Source organism: Marinomonas foliarum, assembly GCF_003337275.1.
GTDB classification, from domain to species: Bacteria; Pseudomonadota; Gammaproteobacteria; order Pseudomonadales; family Marinomonadaceae; genus Marinomonas; species Marinomonas foliarum.
Genome location: NZ_QPJQ01000006.1, coordinates 134,488 through 159,398 on the forward strand (window position 1 = coordinate 134,488; position 24,911 = coordinate 159,398).

21 protein-coding genes are annotated in these 24,911 nt (G+C 44.0%); 10 read left to right on the forward strand and 11 right to left on the reverse strand.

The features are described from left to right. Positions 1 to 85: 85 nt before the first annotated feature. The 7 genes from DFP77_RS05020 to DFP77_RS05050 all read left to right on the forward strand — a co-directional run bounded on the left by DFP77_RS05020 (position 86) and on the right by DFP77_RS05050 (position 8,125). Positions 86 to 1,006, forward strand: coding sequence for an ArsR/SmtB family transcription factor (locus tag DFP77_RS05020; protein ID WP_114411179.1), 921 nt, complete (start codon positions 86 to 88; stop codon positions 1,004 to 1,006). A 301-nt stretch (positions 1,007 to 1,307) separates the two neighbouring features. After that, complete coding sequence (arfA, locus tag DFP77_RS05025; protein WP_114411180.1) at positions 1,308 to 2,816, forward strand: arabinosylfuranosidase ArfA; 1,509 nt, start codon at positions 1,308 to 1,310, stop codon at positions 2,814 to 2,816. Positions 2,817 to 2,859: 43 nt separating this feature from the next. Then, on the forward strand, positions 2,860 to 3,960 hold the full coding sequence (locus DFP77_RS05030) for an ABC transporter ATP-binding protein (RefSeq protein ID WP_114411181.1): 1,101 nt from the start codon (positions 2,860 to 2,862) through the stop codon (positions 3,958 to 3,960). Between the two features lies 1 nt (position 3,961). Further along, complete coding sequence (locus DFP77_RS05035) at positions 3,962 to 4,843, forward strand: carbohydrate ABC transporter permease (RefSeq protein WP_114411182.1); 882 nt, start codon at positions 3,962 to 3,964, stop codon at positions 4,841 to 4,843. After that, on the forward strand, positions 4,840 to 5,685 hold the full coding sequence (locus DFP77_RS05040) for a carbohydrate ABC transporter permease (RefSeq protein WP_114411183.1): 846 nt from the start codon (positions 4,840 to 4,842) through the stop codon (positions 5,683 to 5,685). The genes DFP77_RS05035 and DFP77_RS05040 overlap by 4 nt, the downstream gene beginning before the upstream one ends. Before the next feature lie 77 nt (positions 5,686 to 5,762). After that, positions 5,763 to 7,073 carry an extracellular solute-binding protein gene (locus tag DFP77_RS05045; RefSeq protein ID WP_114411184.1) on the forward strand — a complete coding sequence of 437 codons (1,311 nt, stop codon included), beginning with the start codon at positions 5,763 to 5,765 and terminating at the stop codon, positions 7,071 to 7,073. A 68-nt stretch (positions 7,074 to 7,141) separates the two neighbouring features. Then, positions 7,142 to 8,125 (forward strand): aldose epimerase family protein, encoded by a 984-nt coding sequence (locus DFP77_RS05050; RefSeq protein WP_114411185.1) that lies wholly within the window; start codon positions 7,142 to 7,144, stop codon positions 8,123 to 8,125. Between the two features lie 99 nt (positions 8,126 to 8,224). On the opposite strand, the gene DFP77_RS05055 is transcribed toward DFP77_RS05050, so the two are convergent. The 10 genes from DFP77_RS05055 to DFP77_RS05100 all read right to left on the reverse strand — a co-directional run bounded on the left by DFP77_RS05055 (position 8,225) and on the right by DFP77_RS05100 (position 21,070). After that, the gene (locus DFP77_RS05055) at positions 8,225 to 9,307 is read right to left on the reverse strand and encodes an ABC transporter substrate-binding protein (protein WP_114411186.1); all 1,083 of its coding nucleotides are present in this window, start codon (positions 9,305 to 9,307) and stop codon (positions 8,225 to 8,227) included. Between the two features lie 141 nt (positions 9,308 to 9,448). Then, complete coding sequence (locus tag DFP77_RS05060) at positions 9,449 to 11,416, reverse strand: methyl-accepting chemotaxis protein (protein ID WP_114411187.1); 1,968 nt, start codon at positions 11,414 to 11,416, stop codon at positions 9,449 to 9,451. 416 nt (positions 11,417 to 11,832) lie between these two features. Beyond that, positions 11,833 to 12,063 (reverse strand): hypothetical protein, encoded by a 231-nt coding sequence (locus DFP77_RS05065; RefSeq protein ID WP_114411188.1) that lies wholly within the window; start codon positions 12,061 to 12,063, stop codon positions 11,833 to 11,835. Positions 12,064 to 12,136: 73 nt separating this feature from the next. Beyond that, positions 12,137 to 12,913, reverse strand: coding sequence for an electron transfer flavoprotein subunit beta (gene etfB / locus DFP77_RS05070; RefSeq protein WP_114411189.1), 777 nt, complete (start codon positions 12,911 to 12,913; stop codon positions 12,137 to 12,139). After that, positions 12,903 to 14,201, reverse strand: a complete 1,299-nt coding sequence (etfA, locus tag DFP77_RS05075; protein WP_114411190.1) for an electron transfer flavoprotein subunit alpha — start codon at positions 14,199 to 14,201, stop codon at positions 12,903 to 12,905. Before etfA ends, etfB begins: the two co-directional genes overlap by 11 nt. Next, positions 14,198 to 16,111 carry a (Fe-S)-binding protein gene (locus tag DFP77_RS05080; protein ID WP_114411191.1) on the reverse strand — a complete coding sequence of 638 codons (1,914 nt, stop codon included), beginning with the start codon at positions 16,109 to 16,111 and terminating at the stop codon, positions 14,198 to 14,200. The genes etfA and DFP77_RS05080 overlap by 4 nt, the downstream gene beginning before the upstream one ends. Before the next feature lie 214 nt (positions 16,112 to 16,325). Continuing rightward, positions 16,326 to 18,392, reverse strand: a complete 2,067-nt coding sequence (locus tag DFP77_RS05085) for an NADH:flavin oxidoreductase (RefSeq protein ID WP_114411192.1) — start codon at positions 18,390 to 18,392, stop codon at positions 16,326 to 16,328. Between the two features lie 98 nt (positions 18,393 to 18,490). Then, a complete protein-coding gene (locus DFP77_RS05090) occupies positions 18,491 to 19,036 on the reverse strand; it encodes a DUF5943 domain-containing protein (RefSeq protein ID WP_114411193.1) in 546 nt (181 codons plus the stop codon). Between the two features lie 78 nt (positions 19,037 to 19,114). Then, positions 19,115 to 20,092, reverse strand: a complete 978-nt coding sequence (locus DFP77_RS05095; protein WP_114411194.1) for a dipeptidase — start codon at positions 20,090 to 20,092, stop codon at positions 19,115 to 19,117. Positions 20,093 to 20,374: 282 nt separating this feature from the next. Beyond that, positions 20,375 to 21,070, reverse strand: a complete 696-nt coding sequence (locus DFP77_RS05100) for a VC0807 family protein (protein WP_114411195.1) — start codon at positions 21,068 to 21,070, stop codon at positions 20,375 to 20,377. 243 nt (positions 21,071 to 21,313) lie between these two features. Here DFP77_RS05100 and DFP77_RS05105 point away from each other — a divergent pair, with 243 nt between their 5' ends. Continuing rightward, positions 21,314 to 22,120: a M48 family metallopeptidase gene (locus DFP77_RS05105; RefSeq protein ID WP_374058253.1), complete on the forward strand. Its 807-nt coding sequence runs from the start codon at positions 21,314 to 21,316 to the stop codon at positions 22,118 to 22,120. 125 nt (positions 22,121 to 22,245) lie between these two features. Here the strand turns inward: DFP77_RS05105 and DFP77_RS05110 are convergent, their stop codons facing one another. After that, entirely contained in the window at positions 22,246 to 23,454 is a 1,209-nt protein-coding gene (locus DFP77_RS05110; protein WP_114411196.1) for an MFS transporter, read from the reverse strand. A gap of 127 nt (positions 23,455 to 23,581) precedes the next feature. Between DFP77_RS05110 and DFP77_RS05115 the strand changes: the two genes are divergently transcribed. Together DFP77_RS05115 and DFP77_RS05120 are read left to right on the forward strand one after the other, a co-directional pair. Next, positions 23,582 to 24,568 (forward strand): AraC family transcriptional regulator, encoded by a 987-nt coding sequence (locus DFP77_RS05115; protein ID WP_114411197.1) that lies wholly within the window; start codon positions 23,582 to 23,584, stop codon positions 24,566 to 24,568. Positions 24,569 to 24,683: 115 nt separating this feature from the next. Next, positions 24,684 to 24,848, forward strand: coding sequence for a hypothetical protein (locus DFP77_RS05120; protein ID WP_181858496.1), 165 nt, complete (start codon positions 24,684 to 24,686; stop codon positions 24,846 to 24,848). The last annotated feature ends 63 nt before the right edge of the window (positions 24,849 to 24,911 follow it).

The following is a 24,911-nucleotide window of genomic DNA, read 5'->3' on the forward strand; positions in this document are numbered from 1 at the left end:
CAAAATGAACTAAGTGAGGAAGCCATTTAAAACTTGATAAGAATCACAATACTCGATATAAAGGCATCTTGAAGTGGAGATGATGATGAGTAAAAAGTTCTTATTGCTAACACCTGAAGACGGGGCTGATGTCCTAAAAAGCCTAGCGGCTCCAGCGCGTTTGGCAATTTTGTCCTTGTTACATGAAAAAGGGCCAATGAATGTTAATGATATTGCCGATCTACTCGAACTACCGCAATCATCTACTTCTAGTCATATCAACTCTCTCGAAACAGTGGGCTTAATCACTACAGAAAGCCAAAAAGGCCGTAAAGGCAGCCAAAAAATCTGCCGTGCGACACACGAAGAAATCGTCCTATCTTTCAGCAACACCAAGCAAAATCAAAATAATGTCATTGAAGTATCCATGCCTGTTGGCCTGTATTCTGAATTTGATGTGATGGCGCCTTGTGGCTTGTGCTCTGAGTCTGGCATCGTTGGATTTTTAGATAGCCCTGATACTTACCTTTCCCCAGACCGTATGCGAGCCAGCCTGTTATGGTTCACCAAAGGCTACGTTGAATATCAATTTCCCAACAATGCCCGCATTGCAGGCCAGACAGTCAAAGAGCTAGAGCTGGTAATGGAGCTTTCTTCTGAAGTCCCTGGCACCTCTGAAAACTGGCCTTCGGACATCCATATTTCCATCAATGGCAAAACCGCTGCTATCTGGACTGCGCCTGGCGATTATGGCGATCACCAAGGCAAATACACGCCCGACTGGTGGAAACTCGCGGGCAGTCAATATGGGCATTTAAAAAGCTTCCGTGTCACCAATAACGGTACTTTTGTGGATGGCATGCGCGTCTCAGACGTCTCTTTGAAAGACCTAGCACTTGAAGAGCACCGATCCATTCGGGTACGAATTTCAGTACCAGACAATGCTGAACACCCTGGCGGCATCAATATTTTTGGCAAACAATTTGGCAATTACAACCAAGACATTATATTACGCCTTCAATCTTAACCTCATATACAGCATCTTATTTTCTGACCTGGGGATTTAACAAGCCCTCCCCTAACCAGCAAAACTAAAAAAATATAAGTTTCAACACGTTAGAAAATAACTAAATACTTACCTCTTTCTTTTTTCGCTATAAATCTCACTTCGCCATACCAATTTTGGTATTTAACTGCACGAAAAATAAACGTCTTATTGATTGACCTCAGATCAAATATGCCTTTAATATCGATTTATCGGATAATAAACAAAAAATCAGATACTTAAAAATACCTTAAATAAGTACAAAAATAAGAAAGGAGTAAGCATGCGCGCTAACGTGACTGCACACAAAGATTATGTGATTGCTAAAATAGACCCACGCCTTTACGGCTCTTTTATAGAACATTTAGGTCGCGCTGTTTACAGCGGCATTTACGAGCCAGGACATGCAACCGCAGATGAGCATGGTTTTCGCCAAGATGTTATCGAACTGATTAAAGACATCGATGTTCCTGTTACCCGCTATCCTGGTGGCAACTTTGTTTCTGCCTACAACTGGGAAGACGGCATTGGGCCAAAAGAAGACCGCCCGACTCGCCTAGACCTTGCCTGGCATACCTCAGAAAGCAACGAAATAGGCATTCACGAGTTTGCCGAATGGGCAGAACAAGCTGGCACAGAAATGATGTTAGCAGTGAACCTTGGCTCACGAGGACTTGATGAAGCCCGCGCTTTTCTAGAATACGTTAATCATCCTGGTGGCTCTTACTGGTCTGACCTACGTAAGAAAAACGGTCGCGAAGAACCTTGGGACGTGAAACTTTGGTGTCTTGGCAATGAAATGGATGGCCCTTGGCAGATCGGTCAAAAAACCGCTGCAGAATATGGTCGAGTCGCCTTTGAAACCGCTAAAGCCATGCGTGCCTTTGACAAGAATATCGAATTGGTTGTTTGTGGCTCTTCTTCTCCTAAAATGGCCACTTACCCAGAATGGGAAAGCACCGTTCTAGATTACACCTATGAAACCGTCGACTATATTTCATTGCATATGTATTTCGATGACCATGAGAAAAACACAGCCAACTATTTAGCCAAAGCCAGTCTACTGGATAACTACATAGACACTATTGCGGCAGTCATTAAAACCACCAAAGCGAAAAAACGCTCTAACCACGACGTATATATTTCTTTTGATGAATGGAACGTCTGGTATCACTCCAACGAACAAGACAAAAAAATCCTCGGCGGCAACGACGGCTGGCCGCATGCTCCTGCTTTGCTAGAAGACATTTACGACTTTGCTGATACACTGCAAGTTGGCTGTATTCTGAACAGTTTTATTCGTCACAGCGACGTGGTAAAAATTGGTTGTTTGGCGCAGCTAGTAAACGTCATCGCTCCTATCATGACAGTGAAGGACGGCCCAGCTTGGCGTCAGTCTACTTACTATCCATATTTGTATGCTTCTCAATATGGCCGCGGTACAGCACTCAATCTTGCAGTGCAATGCGAAAGCTACAGTACAGACTTTGCTAAAGATGTACCTTATTTAGATGTGTCTGCCGTGGAATCTGATAAAGATGGCGGATTGACCTTCTTCATCGTTAACCGTCACCCAGATGAAAGCATTGAATTAGATCTATCTCTACAAGGCTTCACACACCAGAAAGTGATTATGGATAAAGTCATGTCAGGTCATGCACTTGACGCTAAGAATGGCCCAGATGCAGAACAAGTGGCACCAAAAGATGGCCAAGGCGCATCTGTTACGCAGCAGAAACTAACGGCAAGCATTGCTCCTATGAGCTATCGCATGATTCGACTTGGGGTATAACACCCCAAGTTTTTCCGTTTAAAATTTGCTGAGAGAGGAAACCATGTCTGCATCTATCTCTATAAAAAATATAACAAAGCGATATGACAGCGTTACCGTATTAGACGACATTAACCTACACATCGAAGACGGCGAGTTTGTTGTATTCCTTGGCCCTTCTGGCTGCGGTAAATCTACCCTATTACGTATGATTGCGGGGCTAGAATCCATCACCGATGGTGCGATTGAAATTGGCGAAAAACGCATCGACACGCTACCACCAGGTCAACGCGGTGTTGCTATGGTGTTTCAGTCCTATGCACTCTACCCACACATGACGACGCGTCAAAACATGGCGTTTGGTCTAGAAAATGTAAAAGTAGCCCAAGACGAAATTGATCGTCGCGTTAATGACGCAGCAAAAATTCTCGAAATCGATCACTTGCTAGACCGTAAACCCGGACGACTATCTGGTGGCCAGCGCCAACGTGTTGCAATCGGTCGCGCCATCGTCAAAGAGCCGAAAGCCTTCTTGTTTGATGAGCCCTTGTCTAATTTAGATGCTGCTCTTCGTGGTAGAACACGATTAGAGCTGGCGCAACTCCACCAGCGCCTTGGTTCAACCATGATCTTTGTAACCCACGATCAGGTAGAAGCCATGACGTTAGCCGACCGCATCGTCATCATGCACAACCAAAAAATAGAACAAATCGGCACACCTATGGAGATTTATCAATATCCTGTGAGCCGTTTTGTTGCTGAATTTGTTGGCTCTCCGCCAATGTCCATGTTGCCTATTAATCACATAGAAAAAACAACCAATGGCGTCACTGTTGAGGTCAGTGGAGCTGGAACCGTCACCACAGCGATTACCCTGCCACCAGAGTTCAACGCCAAAGATGCGGTGATAGGTATTAGAGCTGAAGACACTGAAGTGGTTTCTGAACAAGAAGATGGCCTAGATTTGACGATAAAAGTCGTCGAACGTCTTGGTGATCGCACACTTCTGTATGGCACATTAATTGATGGCACAGAGCTGATCGCGGAAGACTCAGGACGTTCAAAAGTAAAAGCCGGCGATATGGTGCGGGTGGCAATCTCACCTCATGCTGCGCATATTTTTGACGGTACTGGACTTGCTCACCACAGTCAGCTGGAGGTGTAAGATGGCAGAAAGTTATCGTCGTTCCCGTTGGTCGAATGGCTTATTTGTCGTTCCCTATCTCAGTGTCTTTTTGACCTTGCTGGTTTTCCCCCTTGGCTGGGGAATTTGGCTATCGCTGAATAAAGTCGATCTGTTTGGTGGTGAACGCTTCATTGGTTTAAAAAACTACGCACGGGTATTAAGCGATCCGATTTTTGGTCAAGCCGTCAAAAACACAGTCATTTTTGTTGGGGTGTCTGTTCCTACCTTAGTGATTTTAGGTTTGTTTCTCGCATTGGCCTTAAACAAAACCACCAAAGGCTCGTCTTTCTTACGCGGCGTATTTTTTGCGTCTTCCATCCTATCTGTCACCATTGTAACGCTCATTTGGCGAATCGTTTTCATTCCTAATGACGGCTTAATGGCACTGATTTTTGAATATTTCGGTTGGCAGCCAATAGGTTTCCTATCAACCACTGGTTGGTCGTTATTTTCGGTTGGTGTCGCAACGGTTTGGTGGTGTATTGGTTTGCCGATGATGCTGTTCTTAGCAGCATTACAGCAGATACCGAAAGACCTTTATGAAGCCGCGGCTCTCGACAATGCTTCGCGCTGGCGAGTCCTCACGCGTATCACGCTGCCGTCAATTAAATCAACGATCATGTTGGTCGCTATTATCCAGGTAGTCATGCAATTCCAGTTATTTGGTCAGGCTCAACTGATGACCAACGGCGGCCCTGCGGGCTCGTCACGACCCATTGTCATGTACATATACGAAGTTGGCTTCTTACGCTGGGATATTGGTATGGGCGCGGCTGCGTCGCAAGTTCTGTTTTTAATCATTCTCTGTGCCGCCATGTTGCAGTATTGGGTCAGCACTCGTAAAGAGGAGACAGACGCATGAAAGCATTAAACTATTCACCAGAACATTTAACGTCGAACCGAAGATTGTTCTGGATAGCCGCTTTACTGGGCTTAATTATGATGGCGCCAGTGGCATGGATTATTGGTCTTTCTTTAAAGGATAACGCCGAATTACTGAAAGGCACTGAAGCCGTCTTTTCCTTTCCTTACACCATGGAAAACTATGCGAACATCTTAAAGTCATCCAGTGTTTTTGGTTGGTTTATGAATTCGATGATAGTAGCAGTCGGACAAACGTTTGGCGTCTTACTACTCTCTTCTCTCGCAGGTTATGCCTTTGCAAGACTGGAATTTCCATTTCGTAAAACAATATTCATTATTGTGTTGTTTGGCTTAGCCGTACCAGAGCAAGCCGTTATCATCGCTCGTCATCAGATGTTTAACTGGTTTGATCTACACAACACGCATATCGGTTTGATATTACCTAACTTGTCTTCGGCGTTTGGCGTTTTTCTAATGACGCAATTCTTTCGGGCTATTCCAAAAGAAATTGATGAAGCCGCCATGCTAGATAACACATCGACTTTCCGTATCTTCTGGAAAGTACTGCTACCGCTGACGTTACCTGCGCAAGCAACCTTGGGAATATTCACTTTCTTGCAAGCTTGGAACGATTATTGGTGGCCACTAATCTCAGCGACAAAGTCCGATATGTACACACTAACTATTGGTATTGCATCGTCACAAACAAACTTTGCGCAATCTGAAGGGCTGGGCTTTTTAGGTGCTCAGGCTATCTTTGCGTCATTACCTGTAGTGCTTGTCTATATCTTCTTTCAACGCCACATAGTCACTGCGGTATCAGGAGGAGCCGTAAAATAACGCGAATAAAATACTTGAGTAATAGAAATTGACACTGGGCTATACAACAACAATAAAAATGAACTAGGAGAAAAATAATGAAAAAGTTACTTCTCGGAACAACAGCAGTCGGCTTATTAGCTCTCGCGCCGTTGGCCAACGCCAACACCAAGATTGAACTGCAACGCTTCTTTGGTGCTTGTGAAGCCGAATACGGTAAGGTCACTGATGTGTCTTCCGCTGTGGGTGAATGTGGCATCATCACTGCGTTAGTTAATAAATTTGAAGCCGATAATCCAGATATCGACGTTAATGTCACAACGGTAGAGTGGCCTGGGTACGATCAGCTGAATGCTCAGCTAGCATCACGGTCGGCTCCTGATGTTGTTTCTATGCATTATTCTGCTATGTCCGACTACCAGTCTCGCGGCCTTTTAGTACCACTAGATAAGCTACTAAAAGACCAGAATATCAAGCCATCTGATTTTACGAACGCGGCCATCTCCAGTGTGACGAAGGAAGGCAAAGTCTACGCCTTGCCATTTGATAACTGGACCATGTTATTTCATGTAAATAACAATATGATGAAAAAAGCAGACTTGATGAAATCTGACGGCAAGCCTGTTCTACCAAACAGCACAGATGAATTATTTGCCCAAGGCAAACAATTTAAGGATGCAACAGGAAAGCCTTACCTAGTTCAAGTTACAGCAAATGAAACTGCTGTTTACGCCCGTATTTTCTACACCTTATTAATGCAGCAAGACAGCAAATTTTTCGCGGATCCAAGCCGCATTGATTTAAGTGGCAAAGAAGCAAAAGCAGCGCTTACCTTAATGAAAGACATCATGGATAAAGGCTTAAGTACGACTAATATGGATTATCCTGCTGCGGTTGCTGGCTTTTCAAATGGTGCAGGCGGCATTGCCGTGAACGGTACTTGGTTGATTGGCACTTACGATGCGCAATCAAAACAAGCCAACAACCCATTATCAGATGGTTATAGCGTTTTCCCTATTCCACAGTTTTTTAAACAAAAAGATGTTACTTATGCTGACGGCCATGGTTGGGTTGTACCTCGCGGTAATCGTGATGACGAAAAAATGGCGGCCATCGGGAAACTGTTTAAATTCCTATACGATAACGACTATGAATGGGCTCGCACAGGTCATTTACCAACGGTAAAAGCCGTGATTGACAGCGATAAGTTTAAATCCCTGCCTCATCGTAGTGATATCGCGAAAGTCGCAAAAACAGGGCAAGCTCTACCCGCTCAAGTTTTACGTCAATTCGCCATACAAGACATCCTTGGTGAAGAGTTAGGGTCTGCGATTAGTGGTAACAAATCAATGGACGATGCGCTGAAAACAGCGCAATATCGTATTAACGACTTGTTAGAAAATATCTAATTTATCTAATAGCGATCTATCTACACTTTCGGGAGCTTCGGCTCCCGTTTATTTGAAAGGATACTTCCGTGAACATAGCGCCAGATTTAAACCAAATTCAATCTATCACGCTAAAAAATGCTCAGCTTAAAGTGTCTATTCTGACATTAGGTGCGAGCATTCAATCTGTTTATCTTAAAGGCTACGAGCATTCGTTAGTTTTAGGCTCTCCCAAACTGGCTGATTACCTTCAAGGGGCAAAATACTTTGGCGCAGTTGTTGGCCGTGTAGCAAACAGAACCAATAAAGGGCATGCCGTGATAGGTGGAAAAACCTATCAACTCCCGCCCACGCTACCTGAAGCCCACCATCTACATGGTGGCCCAGATGGAACAGGCAGTAAAAACTGGTCTATCATCGAGCAAAGCGATGACATGGTGCACTTGCAAACAAAGCTCGCTGACGGTGAAATGGGTTATCCAGGCAATATGATTGTAAATGTGTTTTATCGTCTGATCGATAGCGCATTGGAAATGGAAATTACAGCAACCACAGATCAACTAACAATTTGTAATTTTGCTGGCCACAGTTACGTTAATCTTGATGGCAAGGGCTCCATCTTGGATCATCAATTGAGCATTCAAGCAGACCACTATTTACCAGTTGATGCTGAGTTAATTCCAACGGGCGAAGTCACGCCAACCGCTGGCAGTGCGTTTGATTTTCTACAAATGCGCGCTATTGGCCGTGAGGACTACCCAGAGCTGGATACCAATTTCTGCCTATCTCTTGCTAGCAATCGCCCGTTACAAACGGTTGCCACTCTTAAAGGCCCTATCACCGGACTGACATTACACTACCAGACAACTGAACCGGGATTGCAGGTTTATGACGGCCGTCATATTCAACTAGGTGCTGAATCAAATATTAACCAAGGCACTTTATCGGCATACGCAGGCCTTGCCCTTGAAGCCCAACACTGGCCTGATGCGATCAACCAGTCACACTTCCCACCAATATTACTTACGCCTGACGACACTTATCGGCAAGTTACACGTTATGCCTTTGAATGATTTTTGAGCTAATCAAAGAATAGAAAACAAAAAAGGGCTTTCTACTATCCATGTAGAAAACCCCCTTTACTCTTAATCAGAACAAGTACCAGATCTATTTTACAACGCCAAAGTAAAGGTTCCTTTTGGCGTTACCGGTAGGTATTTTTTATAAAAGTCTAAATACGCTTCTTCTGGATTCAAATCAGCAAACAAATCTGGATACATCGCCTTAGCATAGAATTCAATCATGGCCGCATCAAAAATGGTACGGCATGCGCCATGATAAGCTGCATATAAACGATTATTTTTAACTGCATTGATAGACGACCAACCTAAGCGATTTTTATAACCTTCTAAACGCTTGCGTGCTTTCGCTCTATCAACACCTTGACCCATGATCATTGAATCAGAGCCTTTGCCTGTTTCATAACCTGTGATGACGATGACATCTGGGTTTGAAGCAATCACTTGCTCAGGGTTCAATTTCCCCCACCATTCAACAAACGGTGCAGAAATATTGTCGCCACCGGCCATAGTAGAAATCGCACCCCACATGTTTTTACCAAAGGTAAAACCAAGCTCTTGTACACCAGAAGCACCGAACTCTGTATACACTTTTGGAGTTGGTAGATTAGCATCAGCAAGTCGCTTACTTATACTTTCAACCGTTTTTTTGTAGTCAGCAGCAATAGCCGCCGCGCGTTTTTCTTGCCCTGTAATCACACCAATTAACTCAGTGCTCTTAATATGGCGCTCTAAGGTTTGCGCGTTGTAATCAACAACAATCACTTTTACACCGGCACTTTCAAGACGCTCAATATCCGTCCCTAATCCTTTGTATTGCCAGTCAGCTAACATCAAAACATCTGGCTTCAAACTAATGACTTTTTCAATAGAGAAAGTCTGTGTATCTACACGACCAATACCTGGAATATCCTCTAATGACGGACGGTGCTTAACGTACATTTCCCAGTTCGCAGAACGCGCCTGCCAAATGTATTTTGACATACCAACCACTTTGTCATAAGCGGCTTCCGTACCGATTGCCATATAGTCTTCTGGATAAAACCCGACGATAACTCTTTGTGCAGGCGCATCAAATGTTACATCACGACCCAAGATATCTTTTACGGTTACTTGAGCAGCCCAGACTGAGCTTATAGAAAACGTTAAAAGAAGCATTATGAACGATTTAATCATGCTAATACCTAATCAGTAAATTTATGCGCATATGATAATCGTTATCACCTTTTTTTCAAATGATATTTGAAAAAATACCCAAATAAAAAGGGCCACATTTCTGCGGCCCTTCTGTTTGTATTTTTGAAAAATGAACTGCATTTATTCCGTACGGAAACGAACTACCATCACATGCAATTGTTTACTTAGCTCATCTTGCTTCTGGCATAGTTCAGCCACATCACCCGATATAGCCGACACTCTATGTGCAGACTCGCTGATTGAGTTAATATTTTCATTTACCCCCTCAGTTACAGCTCGCTGCTCTTCTGCGGAAGCCGCTGTTTGCATCGTCATATCTCGCATCTGCTTAACCACTTCTTCAATCTGTTCGAATGAAACTAATGCTTGATCAGATAAATTAATCGCGTTTTCTGATTCCGTTACACTTATCACCATAGAATCTGATGCTTGTTTCGTTCTGTTCGCAAGAAGCCCCAAAATATTGCTAATCTGCTCAGTCGATTCTTGGGTACGTCCAGCGAGTGTACGTACTTCATCAGCCACTACAGCAAAACCTCGACCTTGCTCACCAGCACGTGCAGCTTCTATCGCAGCGTTTAATGCCAACAAATTAGTTTGCTCTGCGATACCTTGAATTGTCGACAAAATCTGATTGATATTGGTCGTTTCTTTTTGCAGCTCAGTAATGATCTGATTAGACTCTTTCAAGCGAGTTCCTAAACGATTCACCCCTTCAGCACTGCTTTTCAATAATTTCTTACCTGCAATCGTTGTCTCCAAACCTTTCTCTGAGAATTGAGCAGAATTGGCACAACTTTCGGCCGCTTCATTCGATGCGATTAACATCTGCTGACCCGCTTCGGCAATGAGCTCAATAGACTGTAATTGTGTTGTCGCTGACTGAGCCACTTCACTGGCTTTCGCTGAGGTTTCAGCAGCGATTTTATCAATCTGAATACTGGACTTCTTAATACCAACAATGAGCTTTCTGGTCGTCTCGATAAATTGATTAAACCAATTAGATAAAGTCCCTGTTTCGTCTTTTGTATTGATCGCAATTTGAGAAGTTAAATCCCCCTCGCCTTCTGCAAGAGTTTGCAAGTGCTTAGATACAGACTCAATCGGCGTAATTAAACCTTTTGCCATTAAGAACGCAACCACACCAAACGCAATCAAAAGCAACACACAGACAACCGCTGTGGTTTTAATCATTTCAACCGTACTTAAATAAATTTCTGCGGCAGGCATTAAGCCTACAAACTTCCAACCTAAATTAGGAGAGGTATACACATTGGCATAATAGTTCTGTCCATCTAAAGTGAAATGAACAACACCTGAAGATGTTTCTGCAATGGTTTGATATGCTTCACCATCCAACTCAGTAATTTTTTTGAAATTATTGTCGGCATGAAGAGCATCAACTAAAATAGTGCCGGTATTTTCTACCACCATAACGCTACCGGAATTCCCCAGTTTCGTTTTATTCGCCATTTCAGTTAGTGTCTTGATTGATACATCGACAGCGACAACCCCACCGACACTATTGCCTTTGTTATAAGTACGTACAGCAGAAACATAAACAGCATCATCAGGCTCCCAATAATAGGCATCTCGTAATGCCACTTCATTCGGCGTCTCTAGAGCTCTTGTGTACCAAGCGCGTTGTTTTGGATGCCACTCCGCGTATTCATATGTCCCTGGCCATTCCATATAACCGTCACTATCATCACCAGTGTAGACGTAAACATAATTAGGGTTATTTTGACCTATCGCCTCAAACAAATTAAAAACATCCGCCTCTCGACCGCCATTCTGTGCAGCAATTTTACTTGGGGCCTTACCTTGTTTTTCGTGGTAGGTAGTTAAAGATTCTGCATTCGGGTCTGATATCGCGTCACTCTCAGCAATAAAGGCAACAACATATTTAATGTCGGTGAGGAACTGATCAAAAGTAGCTTCAACTGCCCCTAAAGTTTGACCGCTATTTTTAGAAAAACCTTTTAGCGCTTGTTCGGAAGCAAGAAAACCAGTAATAGTACTTACGACTAAAACAGGCAAAACAGTAGCGACAGAAAAAGCAATCAATAACTTAGTTTTGATTTTCATAAACGACATCCAAATATTCTAGTAGCTATATTGATTCTCAGAAGGAACTTGCGATAAGCCCACTAACCGAGAACACATTAAATACGAGAAATATCATTTAAAAATGGGTCTTTTGTTTATGATATTTCATGCTATCTAAGCAGCTTTTAAGTTAAAAATAGTACTTCCTTACCTTTTCCTTTATTCCATCAATGTATTAAAAGTACTTTATCGACAGCATATTGACTAGCGTATATATGCTACGTTATGTATCTAAATAGTAGGGTTTAGAGCGTCTGAAAAATACAGAACAGTGAATGCAGAAAAATACTTATCGTAGGGGGAAAATATAAATAAGTAGCGCCTATAAAGCGCTCTTAACAGCACCCTCAATAAATTATTTGGGTGCTGTTAGAGGGGTCGTATATTGGTAAGGATTAACTGAATGCAGCCATTACTTGATACACTTCTGGAAGGACAGTCGTGTTTTCTTTTTGCATTGATAAACAAAGATCCTTAATAAAAGGAGTCTGTTCTGGATACTGCTGCAACCAAGACAAAACAGCTTCCTGTACTTCAGGCAAACTTTGCTCTGAAGTAACAGGTGCCCCAAGGGCTATCAGCCTTTCTTTGAAGTCGACTTCATCAACTAAGTCTACAATCATCATAACGCATACCTATATACAAAATTCTTGTTCAGTTAAGCAACAATGGACTGACAGCTTATACCTAAACAGTAGTCTAGCGCACCACTTTTTCTTCTAATAACAAGTCAAAAATAGCTTGTGCCTTTTCAGCAGCCGTTTCATTTTTCATAACTTTACCACCGCCACCGACAGGTTTCGCCGTTGCAGCCTTCATTCGATCAGCTGCTGTTTTGGCTTTCACCACTTTCAAACGCTTAGGACGAGGCTTGGCAGCACTAATTTGCCATGTCGCCATAGCATCATCCGTCACACTTTCGACGTTTAATACCTTTAGGTCTGCCCTTAACCCAGGTCCAAATGCTGTTTGACGCGCTTCAGCCGCGGCGTTATCAACAGTGGCAATAAATGGCAAGCTGACGATTACCGAACGTCGCTGGCCACGGGGTAAGGCCAAAAGCACTTCTGCTGCTCCCTCTTTTATTGTCAGGATTTCCGCAACACGAGGTACTAATGGCCAACCTAGTTGCTCTGCCAACAAATATGGCAACATACCAGAAGACTCACCACTTTCTGCACGGACTCCCGTCAATACCACTTGAGCTTTACTATTTTTTAAAAATTCAACCAAGACTGGCAAGGCATCACCATCCGCCGCTTGTGGCAAAACAGTCAATGAATCTAATCCCATACCAGCATATTGACGAAGTACAGGCTCTTGAGAATCACCAGCGTGAACCACTGTTAACGATTTTTTAGACAGTTTCAAACCTAACTCGACGGCTCTGCCATCTTGTTCTGCACGACGTGACCGCCCAGACTGAGGGTGACGACCGACAGATACCAAAGAAACCACATTGACTTTAGGCGGCATCACTCTTCTCCTGTTCCTTCGACAAATAATGTTCTTGAGCTAGCTTCAGCAGAGCATCCAAAATAGCTTCACTGTCTTCAATCACAGCTAAATCAGCACGCTTCACCATGTCGCAACCCGCATCTGTATTAATCGCAACAACCTTGTCGCACTGACCGATACCTTGCATATGCTGAATCGCACCAGAAATACCCACAGCCAAGTAAACACGAGCAGTAACCCAAGTACCCGATGCCCCAACCTGACGAGAGCGAGGCATAAAGCCATCATCCACTGCCACTCGACTTGCCCCTTCTGTGGCTCGTAACGCCGCTGCTACAGCATGGAATTGATCCCAGTTATGGATACCATTACCCGCCGATAAGATAAACTCAGCTTCAGCCAAAGGCACAGCGTTAGAGTCCACTTCTATTTGCCCCTGATCGATCAAGCGATAATCATCACCGGTTTCCACTGCATCTGCATCAAACGCTAGATCCAATACTTGATGTCGAGTGTCTTCAATAGCATTAGCACATTCTTCCATCAACATCAGAATACGTGGAGTTTCTCGGCTAATATCTCGACTTCCAGACGCTCCACGACTTACTGTGTTGCTTGCCGTAACTTGCCAAGCCTGCGTCGCTGGACGCTCACCCAAACGTGATGCTAAACGGCACGCCAGATCTGTGCCGCCATGGATGCTATCTGGGAATAGCCAATTCACTGGTTTATACTGAGCTTCAACTTGCATCAGCGCTGACAACCTTGCTTCTGGCGCAAAACCTTCGAACTCTTGGCCTGTGATATGAAGTAAACGATCCACACCGGCCAAATCAAATTGCGTTTCTTTGCTTTCACCAAAACACACTAACACAACAGCGATACTGCCTTTACCTGCTGCTTTATTTTCACCCACAAGCTGATGCGCCAATCCTAAAATATCTTTGTCATGACCGGTTAAACGACCGCCAATCATATCGGCGACTACCATAATGTAACCATCTGGATTATCGACAATATGTAATGGCAACTGTGTTTCTTTCGCTTCACCAGCACGTTTTTTGCCATTAAGACCAGCAGCAGACAAGTTGGCTCTATCGATACGCTTGATGCCATTAGGCCCAATAAAGCCAATAACGTGAGGGTTTTTACGTAATAACCCTGATGGCCCACGCACCTCACCTTGCCCTGCCGACACCACACTGCTGTGCAGAGGATGCAAGCGATTACGGGCAATCCATTCGGCTCTTGGATCACGTCTTAGAAGATCGCTTAAAGTCGACTCAGTTGGGGTAAATTCACTCATGAGTTCACCTCCTCTGCAAGTTGGCTAACTAGAATTTCTGCAATATCTTTTACGACAGGCCTCGGCTCTACAACACCTTCCAACATAGCAGTACATTGCTGACAACCTACTGCTACCATTTCAGCGCCAGTGCTAACGACATCTTCCATACGCATATCTGCAATACGACGTTCGCCAGGAATATCAGTAATCGGAGCGCCACCGCCTCCGCCACAACAACGAGAGCGGTAACCAGAACGTTCCATTTCAGCAACATCAATACCTAAGCTAGCCAATAATTCACGAGGCGCTTCATATTCGCCATTGTAACGACCCAAATAACACGGATCATGATAAGTAACCTTACCACCCTTAAAGGTATCTAGCTGCAAACGCTCTTCTTTCACCAAACGATTCAAGAAGGTCGTGTGGTGCAATACTTCCACACCTTTCAGCGCGTCAGAGCCAAAGTCACCGTATTCATTTTTTAAACAATGGAACGCATGTGGATCTGTCGTCACGATTGTCTTAAAGCTATATTTCGACAAAGTCGCTAAGTTACGTTTAGCCAAACTTTGGAAAGCGGCATCGTCACCTAATCGACGTGCAACATCACCACTGTCTAATTCTTCATCACCTAATATAGCAACATCGATATTAGCGGCTTTCATTAACTTAACAAACGCGCGAAGAATCCGTTGACTACGCATATCAAACGCACCATCAGATACCCAAAACAACACATCTGCCTGCTTCACGTCTTTCATCAAGTTTAAGTTTTGATCTGCCGCCCAGTGCGTTCGGCTTGCTGGCGAGTAACCATTAGGGTTATCCGTAGCGATAATATTTTCCAGAACTTGTGCACCTTTGTTTGGTGTCTCTCCTTTTTCAAGAGTCAAGAAACGACGCATATCAACAATAGCGTCCACATGCTCTATCATCATTGGACATTCTTCTACACAAGCACGACATGTCGTACATGACCAAAGCGTATCTGAACTGATCAAGCCATTGGTAATAATCTGGTCAGGTGCACCTTTAGCGTTACCAACCTCAACACCGGGGTATGCACTACCAGCGTATTTTTTATCCGTACCACCAGCAAAACCCACTACCATATCTTGAATAAGTTTCTTTGGATTAAGTGGTTGACCCGCTGCGAACGCAGGACAAACTGCTTCACAACGACCACACTGCACACAGGCATCAAACCCTAATAATTGATTCCATTTGAAATCTGTTGGTTTCGCAACACCATGAGATGCCTCACCTAAAGCCGCAGGTTTCAACCCCGTAGATCGACCGCCACCAAAGCGCTCAGGACGACGGTGAAAAGCTAGATGCAAAGCCCCCGCAAAAGCGTGCTTCATCGGCCCACCCCACGTCATACCAAACAGCATTTCACTTAAGCTCATTAAAATAAGAACAGACAATACAAGCGTGAGTATCCAGCCACCCGTCCCTTCAGGAAGGATTCCTGCAGCTGGTAAAGTCAGTACGAAAAAGGTAATAGAGAAGGTAAGCAAACTTTTCGGCAAACGCATCCACGGCCCTTTAGAAAGGCGTGATGGCGGATTCATTCGGCGCTTATAAACAAACAAAGCACCACAAAACATAAGCACTAAAGCTGCTAATAACGCCCAAGCAAGAATTTCGTTCTTCACTCCAAATAGATGAACAAAGACCACTAATACCATTGCCAAGACGAAACCACCGCCTGTCGCAACGTGTGTACGAGACATATATTTATCACGTTCTACTACATGATGAAGATCATGCAAATAGCGCTTTGGCATCGCGAACAAACCAGCCAGAAAATCAACTTTTTCAGCTTGACCTGCACGCCATAGATTCATACGACGAATCGCACCAATCCCCGCTAGCACAAGAAGAACACCAATTAAAGTTGGAGGTAACCAATCAAGAATCATCTTAAACCCTCAGTCATCGGGCATATTGAAAATAGAAAAACCATTAAGAGAGAAAGTGAGCGATGAAAACAAAGTAACAACAAATCAGAAAAGAAATAACCTTAAAAGGTTTTGGATCTGAGGAATCAGTAGGCTAAATCGCACCTTTAATTCCTAGACCCACCTCTAAAATTTGTTTTTTTAACTCTGTCTTCACCTGCTCAACTAGCGTTTCTTATAAGTCTTTGCAAAGGCGAAGAGCATCATACATAGCAGCATGAACGTTGCGCTGAGACACACAGTCTCCTAGACGCCACAGGATCATACCCTCATCTGAACCACCATCCAGCACGGGCTGAGGTTTGATATCAAACAAGGCTTCGTTATCAATTTGGCCTTTATTACATGAGCTTGCTTTCAACGCGTAGTACAGTTCCTCGTTTGGACGAATACCGTTCTCAATCACAACTTGATCAACAACACGCTCTTCTTTCTGAGCTGTATATTCATTCTCAAGCACTGCAACTAAACTATTACCTTCGCGATACACTTTGTCTAACAGCATATCCGACGTCATAATAACTTCGCGTTCGTACAAAGAACGGTAGTAAGTTGGGAACGTCGTACCACCAACACCAACACCAGGTTTAATATCGTCTGTGACCAATTCAACCAGAGAGCCTTTAGAAGCCAAGTAATCAGCCGCAGACATACCAGAGAATTCACAAATAGTGTCGTATACCAAGACATTTTTGCCTGGCTCAACAGCGCCACTCAAAATATCCCAAGAAGAAACAACCAAACCTTCAGCTGCACCCCACTCTTCATTCTGGTCGATAAAAGGACGACCGCCGGTAGCTAGGATACACACATCTGGGTTCAGCTCTTTAACCATATTTTCATCAGCTGACGTGTTTAAACGTACTTCCACACCCAAGCGTTCCAACTCCATCACCAACCAACGAGTAATACCCGCAATCTGATCACGCTGAGGCGCTTTACCTGCATATACCAGCTGACCACCCAGCTCTTCTGCTTTCTCAAGCAAAGTCACTTTATGTCCACGTTCCGCAGCAACACGAGCAGCTTCAAGCCCACCAGGGCCACCACCGACTACTAGAACATTACGAATAACACCAGAGGTTTTCTCAATGACATGTGGCAAGCCCATGTATTCACGAGACGTCGCAGCATTCTGAATACACAACACATCCAAACCTTGGTATTGACGATCGATACAATAGTTTGCACCAACACACTGACGAATCTGATCAACCTGATCCATCTTGATTTTGGCAATAAAGTGCGGATCAGCGATATGAGCACGAGTCATACCAACAAAATCTACGTAGCCTGCTTCAAGAATACGTTTAGCTTGATTCGGATCTTTAATATTTTGCGCGTGGATAACAGGAACATTAACCACTTCTTTAATGCCTGCCGCCAAGTACAAGAAAGGCTCAGGCGGATAGCTCATGTTTGGAATAACGTTAGCTAAAGTATTGTGTGTATCACAGCCAGAACCAACCACACCAAAGTAATCCACCATGCCGGTCGCATCGTAGTATTGAGCAATTTTCTTCATTTCTTCGTGGCCCAAGCCATCAGGATGGAACTCATCACCCGTGATACGCATACCCACAACAAAATCTGGCCCTACTTCGGCACGAACCGCTTTAAGCACTTCCATACCAAACTTCATACGCCCTTCAAACGTTCCACCCCATTCATCGGTACGTTTGTTTACGCGTGGGGACCAGAACTGATCTATCATATGTTGGTGAACGGCAGACAATTCAACACCGTCTAAGCCGCCGTCTTTTGCACGACGTGCTGCTTGAGCAAAGTCACCAATGATGCGCCACATTTCTTCTACTTCAATCGTTTTACAAGTCGCACGGTGAACCGGCTCACGAATACCAGAAGGAGACATTAGGTTAGGCCAGTTTTCACCATCCCAACGAGAACGACGACCCATGTGAGAAATCTGGATCATGATCTTGCCGCCATGCTTATGAACCGCATCCGCAAGATTTTGGAAATGAGGAATGATGCGATCTGTCGAAAGGTTGACCGAACTCCACCAGCTTTGTGGGCTGTCGATAGACACCACACTGGAGCCACCACAAATACACAGACCACAACCGCCTTTGGCTTTTTCTTCGTAATACTTTACGTAACGGTCTGTTGTCATGCCGCCATCAGTGGCATATACCTCAGCATGAGCCGTACTGACAATACGATTGCGGATGGTTAATTTATTTATATTTAGAGGTTCGAACAACGCATCATACTGGGACATAACATCCTGCCTTCTTGAAAACGACGTGTAACTTTTACTGATTGTGATCACCACCTGCCCGTGGTGATCCCATATTCGTGGTTTAGGTTAAAAAGATTCTAAAGTGGTGACACTTGGAAATACCCAACATCACAGCCTTCTTCGGCTGCACTTTGGGTCTGAATCGCCTTGGTACGAACCGCCAATCCATTGCTTTCTGCAATTTGATCCAACGCCCCAGCAAACCAACCTGTGAACATATAATCCACTTTACGATTCACTTTTTTACCGTGAATTTTTTCGTAGTGATAAACAAAAGCAGAATTCTCTAAACGCACTTTTGCTGTGCCTTTTTCAATATCCAACTCTTCTGTTATAAAGAAGCCCCAACCACGTTGAGACAAACGTCTCAAATAGTGGTGCCAAATTTCTTCACCATAAATACCGTGACAAGCTGACTCTTGCTCACACCAGTAGTAAGCTGACTTATAGCCCGCTTTATAAAGAATCTCAGCGTAACGCTCGTCGCCGATTTCATCCTCAATACCCATGTGATTATTCACAAAAAAGTGGCGCGGCACATACAGCATAGGAAGAGCATCTGTACTCCAAACGCCAGTTTCGCTGTCAACTTCTATTGGCATTTCTGGTGCATGAACAGTCATATCTAGTTCCTTAAATTTTTTTCGTTAAAATCAAGTAGCAGAGCAAATTAATAAAGCGATACAAGCATTCCCGCCTTACTATTCACCCCACACTTCTTTTAATAAATTCACCCAATTCTCACCCATAATCTTTTGCACCTGACGCTCGCTAAAACCATGTTTCAACAGAGCTTCAGTCAAATTTGGGAAGTCACCTACAGTACGCATACCCAATGGATTAATAATCTCACCAAAGCGCGTCAAACGACGGGCATAGCCTTTATCATGAGTTAGGTATTCAAAGAAGTCATAACCATGACCTTGAGTAAAGTCAGTACCAATACCGATCGCATCTTCACCAACAATGTTATAGATGTATTGAATCGCTTCTACATAATCATCCACTGTCGCGTTGATGCCAGCTTTTAGGAAAGGAGCGAACATAGTGACACCAACAAAACCGCCATTGTCAGCAATAAATTTAAGCTCTTCGTCTGTTCTGTTACGTGGATGCTCTTTCAAACCAGCAGGTAAACAGTGTGAATAAGCAACAGGTTGCTTAGATTCAATGATGACTTCTTTCGCAGTGTTTGGACCAACGTGAGATAAATCACACAACATACCAACACGATTCATCTCAGCGACAATCTCACGACCGTAACCAGACAAACCACCGTCGCGTTCGTAACAACCAGTGCCCACCAAGTTTTGCGTGTTGTAGCACATCTGCACTATACCTACACCAAGGTCTTTAAAAATTTGCACGTACCCGATTTGATCTTCAAAAGCATGAGCATTTTGGAATCCCATCATCACGCCCGTTTTGCCTTCGGCTTTCGCGCGATGAATGTCTTTTGTCGTGTAGACTTTAGTTAGCAAATCACTGTTGGCTTCGATTAACTGATTCATCTCGACAACATTGCGAACTGTGCCTTCAAAATTTTCCCAGAACGACACAGTACAATTCGCTGCCGTCAGCTTACCTTTGGCCATATCTTCAAATAGCTCACGGTTCCACTTTGAGCAAATCAAACCGTCAATAATAATAGACTTATCGTGTAACTCTGCTGCGTTCATCGTTCTGTCCTTTAGGGGTATTAAGCAATGAACTCAGTGTAATTTTTCGGCTAGTAGGAGAACTAGCTGGAAACGACTAGAGGAACACTAAAACCGACTAGGTCATAGCGTCGCTTTTAAACTTGTTTTGTTGGAAAGGGCATTAGGTGCTGAATAACAGGGTTTAAGAGAGGTTTCAGGGGGTGAACCCCTTTTTAATTCAAAGTATTATTTGATCTAAATAACGCTTAATAAAAAAGGGTTAACCCGCCGAGTTTGTACTGGAGGGTATATTTGAATGGGCTATTTTTTAACAAGTAAGTCTTCGAGTTTCAATCCTGTAGCTTTTTGGATGCTACGCCATAGGTAGTAAAAAATCGCCATTAACATGATCATCGAAGGAATCGCAATCATCGGGTAGCTGTATAAGGTCATCTGCCCTAGTTCTTCATTAAACGCTTCCGTACCCGCTGGGCTAGTAACGATCCATTTTGCCAGCACGTAATTCATCGTCGCTGAAAAGGCAAAAGAGGCAGCAATAAAATACGTAGCTTTCATTAATCGCTTTTCAAAGATTGCGGTGCTGTTGTTCTCCTCTAGCTTCTGCTTGATAGTATCAACGTCCATAATCGCCGCATTAAAAAACATCGCACGCACCAAGGGGTAAGGCGTAAATGTCGAGATAAGAACAGCAACACCAATAACCGCAGGGATCGCCGCTTCTTTGATCGCCAGCCATTTATTATCTAATTCGAACAAACCGATACTACCAGTCAGCAAAACACTGAACAAACCTAACAAAGCGATAAAATTAAACTTCCTATATTTAACTAACTCATAGACCCCCCAACCAAGAGGAAATGCCAGTGCCGCCACCAAGCCGCCAGTCGTACCTAACTTATCTTCACCACTTAACTTCATTAAAATGAAAGACGGCAAAATGACACTGACAATAAGATCCACCATCGGACGTGGTTTGTGTTCGGGAGTGTTGCTCATAATTTCTAATTCCAAGTTTAATTCAAATTCTAATAGCGACTATCATAAAGGAAAAATGCGCATTTTGGTGAATAGACAATGTTTTTTGATAGAAGTGCCAGAGGTTTGTGGGTTTCATCCACACCGCATCTAAATCTGGGAAATAATAGTACTCTCTTCCATCCCAGTTGCTTCCTATGAAAGCCCTTTCCTATAATGGCTGCTTACTCAACAGTTCATACACTTAATCAAGGCGGGTTTATAATGGTGTTTATGAAGGTTTCTTTAAAGGCGGCACTGGCAGCGGCATTGGTTGTGATGGTGGGTTGTAGCTCTTCACCAACCGGTCGTAAGCAGTTTGCTGTTTTGCCTGATAGCCAGATGAATGAGATGGGCATTCAGTCTTTTACGGAAATGAAGAAGGAAATACCTGCTTCGTCTGACGCGAAGCTACGCGAGTACGTTCAGTGTGTAGCAGATTCATTGATTGCGGTATTACCAGATAAATATCGTAAGCAAGATTGGGAAGTTGTGTTATTTAACGATGAACAGGTGAATGCGTTTGCCTTGCCAGGATATAAAGTTGGTATTTATACGGGACTTTTGACTGTGGCAGAAAACCAATCGCAATTAGCCGCTGTGGTCGGTCATGAATTGGCTCATGTGATTGCGCGACACGGTAACGAACGCGTGTCGACTCAGCTAGCGACAAGCCAGGCTTTGGCACTGGGTTATCAATTAAGCGGTGAAGAGTCGCCAGAAAAAATAGCGATCTTCCAAGCGTTAGGTATAGGCGCGCAAGTGGGGATTATTTTACCCTTTAGCCGATCCCATGAATCTGAGGCGGATGTGCTAGGCCTAAGTTACATGGCAAAAGCCGGATTTGATCCACGAGAAAGCGTTCAGTTATGGCGTAATATGAGTGCAGGAGGTGAAAGTAAAGCACAAGAGTTACTATCAACTCACCCTTCTAACTCTACTCGTATTAAAGATTTGCAAGCAAATTTAAGTAAAAATCTACCGATTTATGAAGCTTTAGTGGCACAAAACAAAACCGCTAAGTGTTACTAGCGTTAGCCTATAAGTTCTTTCGCGAACAAGTAGCATGACCTTGCTTATATTTCATCCAGTATTGAATAAATAAAAATCCCCCCTGATTCTTACATATGAATAAGGGGGATTTAGAAAAGCAATACTTAAGTACTTTCCAACGTGTTTACAGGTTCCTCTGTTCTCAAGCCCGATGTAACGACGAGAGCAACAGTTAAAAGAATTAAAGCCGCGATAGTAAAAACACCAAGTGCACCAGTAGTATCAAACACTAACCCACCTGCTGCGGCACCGGTAGCAATCCCTACTTGAATAGCAGCAACTAAAAGTCCACCACCACTTTCGGCTTCGTCCGGTACACTACGTGTAATCCAAGTTGACCAACCAACAGGCACCCCACCAAACGCCATCCCCCAAATCGCCACCAATACAGCGGTTGGAGCAATAGCACCCTGCACACTAACCATCCCGATTCCAGCTAAGCCAATGATCAATGGTGCAAGGGTTAAAGTAAGACGCAGAGATCGCGCAATTAACACACCGGCTAGGTGAGTCCCAATGAAGTTCGCCACGCCGAAGCCCAACAAAATGCCAGAAATACCCGCCGTAGCCACACCTGTTACGTTTTCAAGAAAGGGCCGGACATAAGTGAATAAAGCGAAATGTCCCGTAAAAATCAGCACTAACATTATTAGGCCAAACTTCATTCGAGGTCGATTCATTACTGCTATTAATGTACCCAATGTCGCTCGCCCACGTGGCGGCATTTTCGGCAAGGTCGCAAATTGGACGAAAAGAACCAGAACACCTAATAAAGCAACAAGCCAAAAGACATTACGCCAGCCAATAGTACCACCGAGGTAACTTCCAAGCGGCGCCGCAAAAATCGTCGCAGCTGACACACCACTAAACATAATAGCCAGCGCACGAGGAATGTCTTTATCGGGAACCAAGCGCATAACGACAGCGGCCGCCATGGTCCAGAAACCACCAAGCGCGATACCAAGTAATACCCGACCAGCCAGCAGTAAAAAGAAGTTCGGAGCAAGTGCAACCAAGGCGCTTGATATAACTAATAGTATAGAGAAGCCTAACAAAACGTATCGACGGTCTATTCTGCGGGTCACGGTGGCTGTTAAAAGACTGGCAATTACTGCCAAAATGGCAGTAGCCGAAACCGCTTGGCCAGCCATGCCTTCGGTAATGGAAAGATCTGATGCCATTGGAGTAAGGAGACTAGCAGGCAAAAACTCTGCCGTAACTAACCCAAAAACGCCTAACGTCATGGCTATCACAGCCCACCAAGCAGGCGTTTCTTTTGTCTGCATGGATGGCTCATTTACAGTATTCGTCATTGAAAATCCTCTGGATATAAATGTTTGTACATTGCCTATCGAACAACATGCAGAGAAGAATAATATGGACAGTCCAGACGATATATACCAATATATCTTAAATTTATACCATTTCGTCCGGAGTATTATGCAACCTTCTTTACCAACTAACCAATTCAATGAAAGCCGACACGACATGGTAAACGAGCTTCTGTCGGGTGTTCGCCTTAAAGGCCTTGAATACCGGCGTGTCGAAATTTCTGCACCATTTGGCCTGCAATATGGAGAAGGAGCTGATACAAAATTGGCGTACTTTCATTTTATTGGCCAAGGTTCAGTATTACTTCGAACCAAGAGCGGAGCTGTACACAAACTTGCCTGTGGCGATGCTGTATTGTTGCCTTGCGCTGGAGCGCACGATATTTATAGCGAAGACGGCGTGCCATTAGTCAGTATCGATGCCTTTGAAAAAGTATCACTGTGTGATGCCTCCTCTGAAATCCGAGCTTGTGATACCGAAATTTGTAGATCAAAAGACAACTATATTTTCAGTTGTGCAATGGAATTCAACTTAGGCTGGCTTCATCCATTAGCGCATTTGAAGCCCGAAGTGATGCATATTGAAACCGTGCCCGATTATGACCCTCAAATCCCGGCCATTCTTGATGTCATGACCAAAGAACTAAAGGCCAAACGACCTGGATACAGCGTTATTTTAACTAGGCTTGCCGATGTCGTGGCCGCAGCGATTTTACGTCGTTGGGTAGAAGTTGGATGCGATGTCTGCGGCTGGGTTGAAGCCATGCGCGACCCCAAATTGGCACAGGTATTATCCGCCCTGCACCATGACCCAGGTCGACAATGGTCGGTAGCAGATATGGCTTGTGAAATGGGCGTTTCACGGTCTGTCTTTGCTGAGCGCTTTACCGAATTAACCCACTCCACACCACAGCAATACCTAGGCAATCTGCGCATGCGACTAGCAAGCCAATGGATCAGCCAAGACAACCTGAATCTTGATGAAATCGCAGATCGCCTTGGCTATAGCTCAACAGCGTCTTTTAGTCGAGCCTTCAAACGAATGACAGGTATCTCACCCGGCGCAGTTAGAAATGGCCTTCTTCCAGAACTTTGAAAACAAAAGTAGAACAACAAAATGCACATAAGTGTGGATGATAAGCTGATTGATAGAGTTGATCATAATCCACTGGTAAACTTACTGAATTTACTTTTCATAAGGCCTAAATCACATGTCTACTTCGATAAAATCTGGTTTTAATGTAACCAAGGTTGCGGGCTTTAGTACTATTCTGATGACAACGTTTTTAGTGGGTTGCAGTGAGCCACCAAAACTGGAAACGGTTGAAGGTTATGCCCAAGGCACGACCTTGTATCTCTTCTTGATGGGTGTTTAGCTAGCACTTATCGCATCGGGAAATCGGTGAGCTCGTGCGCGACCTGAGCACAAAGATGCTGTT

Excerpts from the sequence above, each read along its gene's own strand:
- DFP77_RS05105 (WP_374058253.1), top strand. The coding sequence starts at position 21,314 with ATGGTGTTTATGAAGGTTTCTTTAAAGGCGGCACTGGCAGCGGCATTG.
- DFP77_RS05040 (WP_114411183.1), top strand. The coding sequence starts at position 4,840 with ATGAAAGCATTAAACTATTCACCAGAACATTTAACGTCGAACCGAAGA.
- etfA (WP_114411190.1), bottom strand. The coding sequence starts at position 14,201 with ATGAGTGAATTTACCCCAACTGAGTCGACTTTAAGCGATCTTCTAAGA.
- DFP77_RS05020 (WP_114411179.1), top strand. The coding sequence starts at position 86 with ATGAGTAAAAAGTTCTTATTGCTAACACCTGAAGACGGGGCTGATGTC.
- DFP77_RS05060 (WP_114411187.1), bottom strand. The coding sequence starts at position 11,416 with ATGAAAATCAAAACTAAGTTATTGATTGCTTTTTCTGTCGCTACTGTT.
- DFP77_RS05120 (WP_181858496.1), top strand. The coding sequence starts at position 24,684 with ATGTCTACTTCGATAAAATCTGGTTTTAATGTAACCAAGGTTGCGGGC.
- arfA (WP_114411180.1), top strand. The coding sequence starts at position 1,308 with ATGCGCGCTAACGTGACTGCACACAAAGATTATGTGATTGCTAAAATA.
- DFP77_RS05100 (WP_114411195.1), bottom strand. The coding sequence starts at position 21,070 with ATGAGCAACACTCCCGAACACAAACCACGTCCGATGGTGGATCTTATT.
- DFP77_RS05065 (WP_114411188.1), bottom strand. The coding sequence starts at position 12,063 with ATGATGATTGTAGACTTAGTTGATGAAGTCGACTTCAAAGAAAGGCTG.
- DFP77_RS05080 (WP_114411191.1), bottom strand. The coding sequence starts at position 16,111 with ATGATTCTTGATTGGTTACCTCCAACTTTAATTGGTGTTCTTCTTGTG.
- DFP77_RS05030 (WP_114411181.1), top strand. The coding sequence starts at position 2,860 with ATGTCTGCATCTATCTCTATAAAAAATATAACAAAGCGATATGACAGC.
- DFP77_RS05055 (WP_114411186.1), bottom strand. The coding sequence starts at position 9,307 with ATGATTAAATCGTTCATAATGCTTCTTTTAACGTTTTCTATAAGCTCA.
- etfB (WP_114411189.1), bottom strand. The coding sequence starts at position 12,913 with ATGCCGCCTAAAGTCAATGTGGTTTCTTTGGTATCTGTCGGTCGTCAC.
- DFP77_RS05085 (WP_114411192.1), bottom strand. The coding sequence starts at position 18,392 with ATGTCCCAGTATGATGCGTTGTTCGAACCTCTAAATATAAATAAATTA.
- DFP77_RS05115 (WP_114411197.1), top strand. The coding sequence starts at position 23,582 with ATGCAACCTTCTTTACCAACTAACCAATTCAATGAAAGCCGACACGAC.
- DFP77_RS05035 (WP_114411182.1), top strand. The coding sequence starts at position 3,962 with ATGGCAGAAAGTTATCGTCGTTCCCGTTGGTCGAATGGCTTATTTGTC.
- DFP77_RS05110 (WP_114411196.1), bottom strand. The coding sequence starts at position 23,454 with ATGACGAATACTGTAAATGAGCCATCCATGCAGACAAAAGAAACGCCT.
- DFP77_RS05045 (WP_114411184.1), top strand. The coding sequence starts at position 5,763 with ATGAAAAAGTTACTTCTCGGAACAACAGCAGTCGGCTTATTAGCTCTC.
- DFP77_RS05090 (WP_114411193.1), bottom strand. The coding sequence starts at position 19,036 with ATGACTGTTCATGCACCAGAAATGCCAATAGAAGTTGACAGCGAAACT.
- DFP77_RS05095 (WP_114411194.1), bottom strand. The coding sequence starts at position 20,092 with ATGAACGCAGCAGAGTTACACGATAAGTCTATTATTATTGACGGTTTG.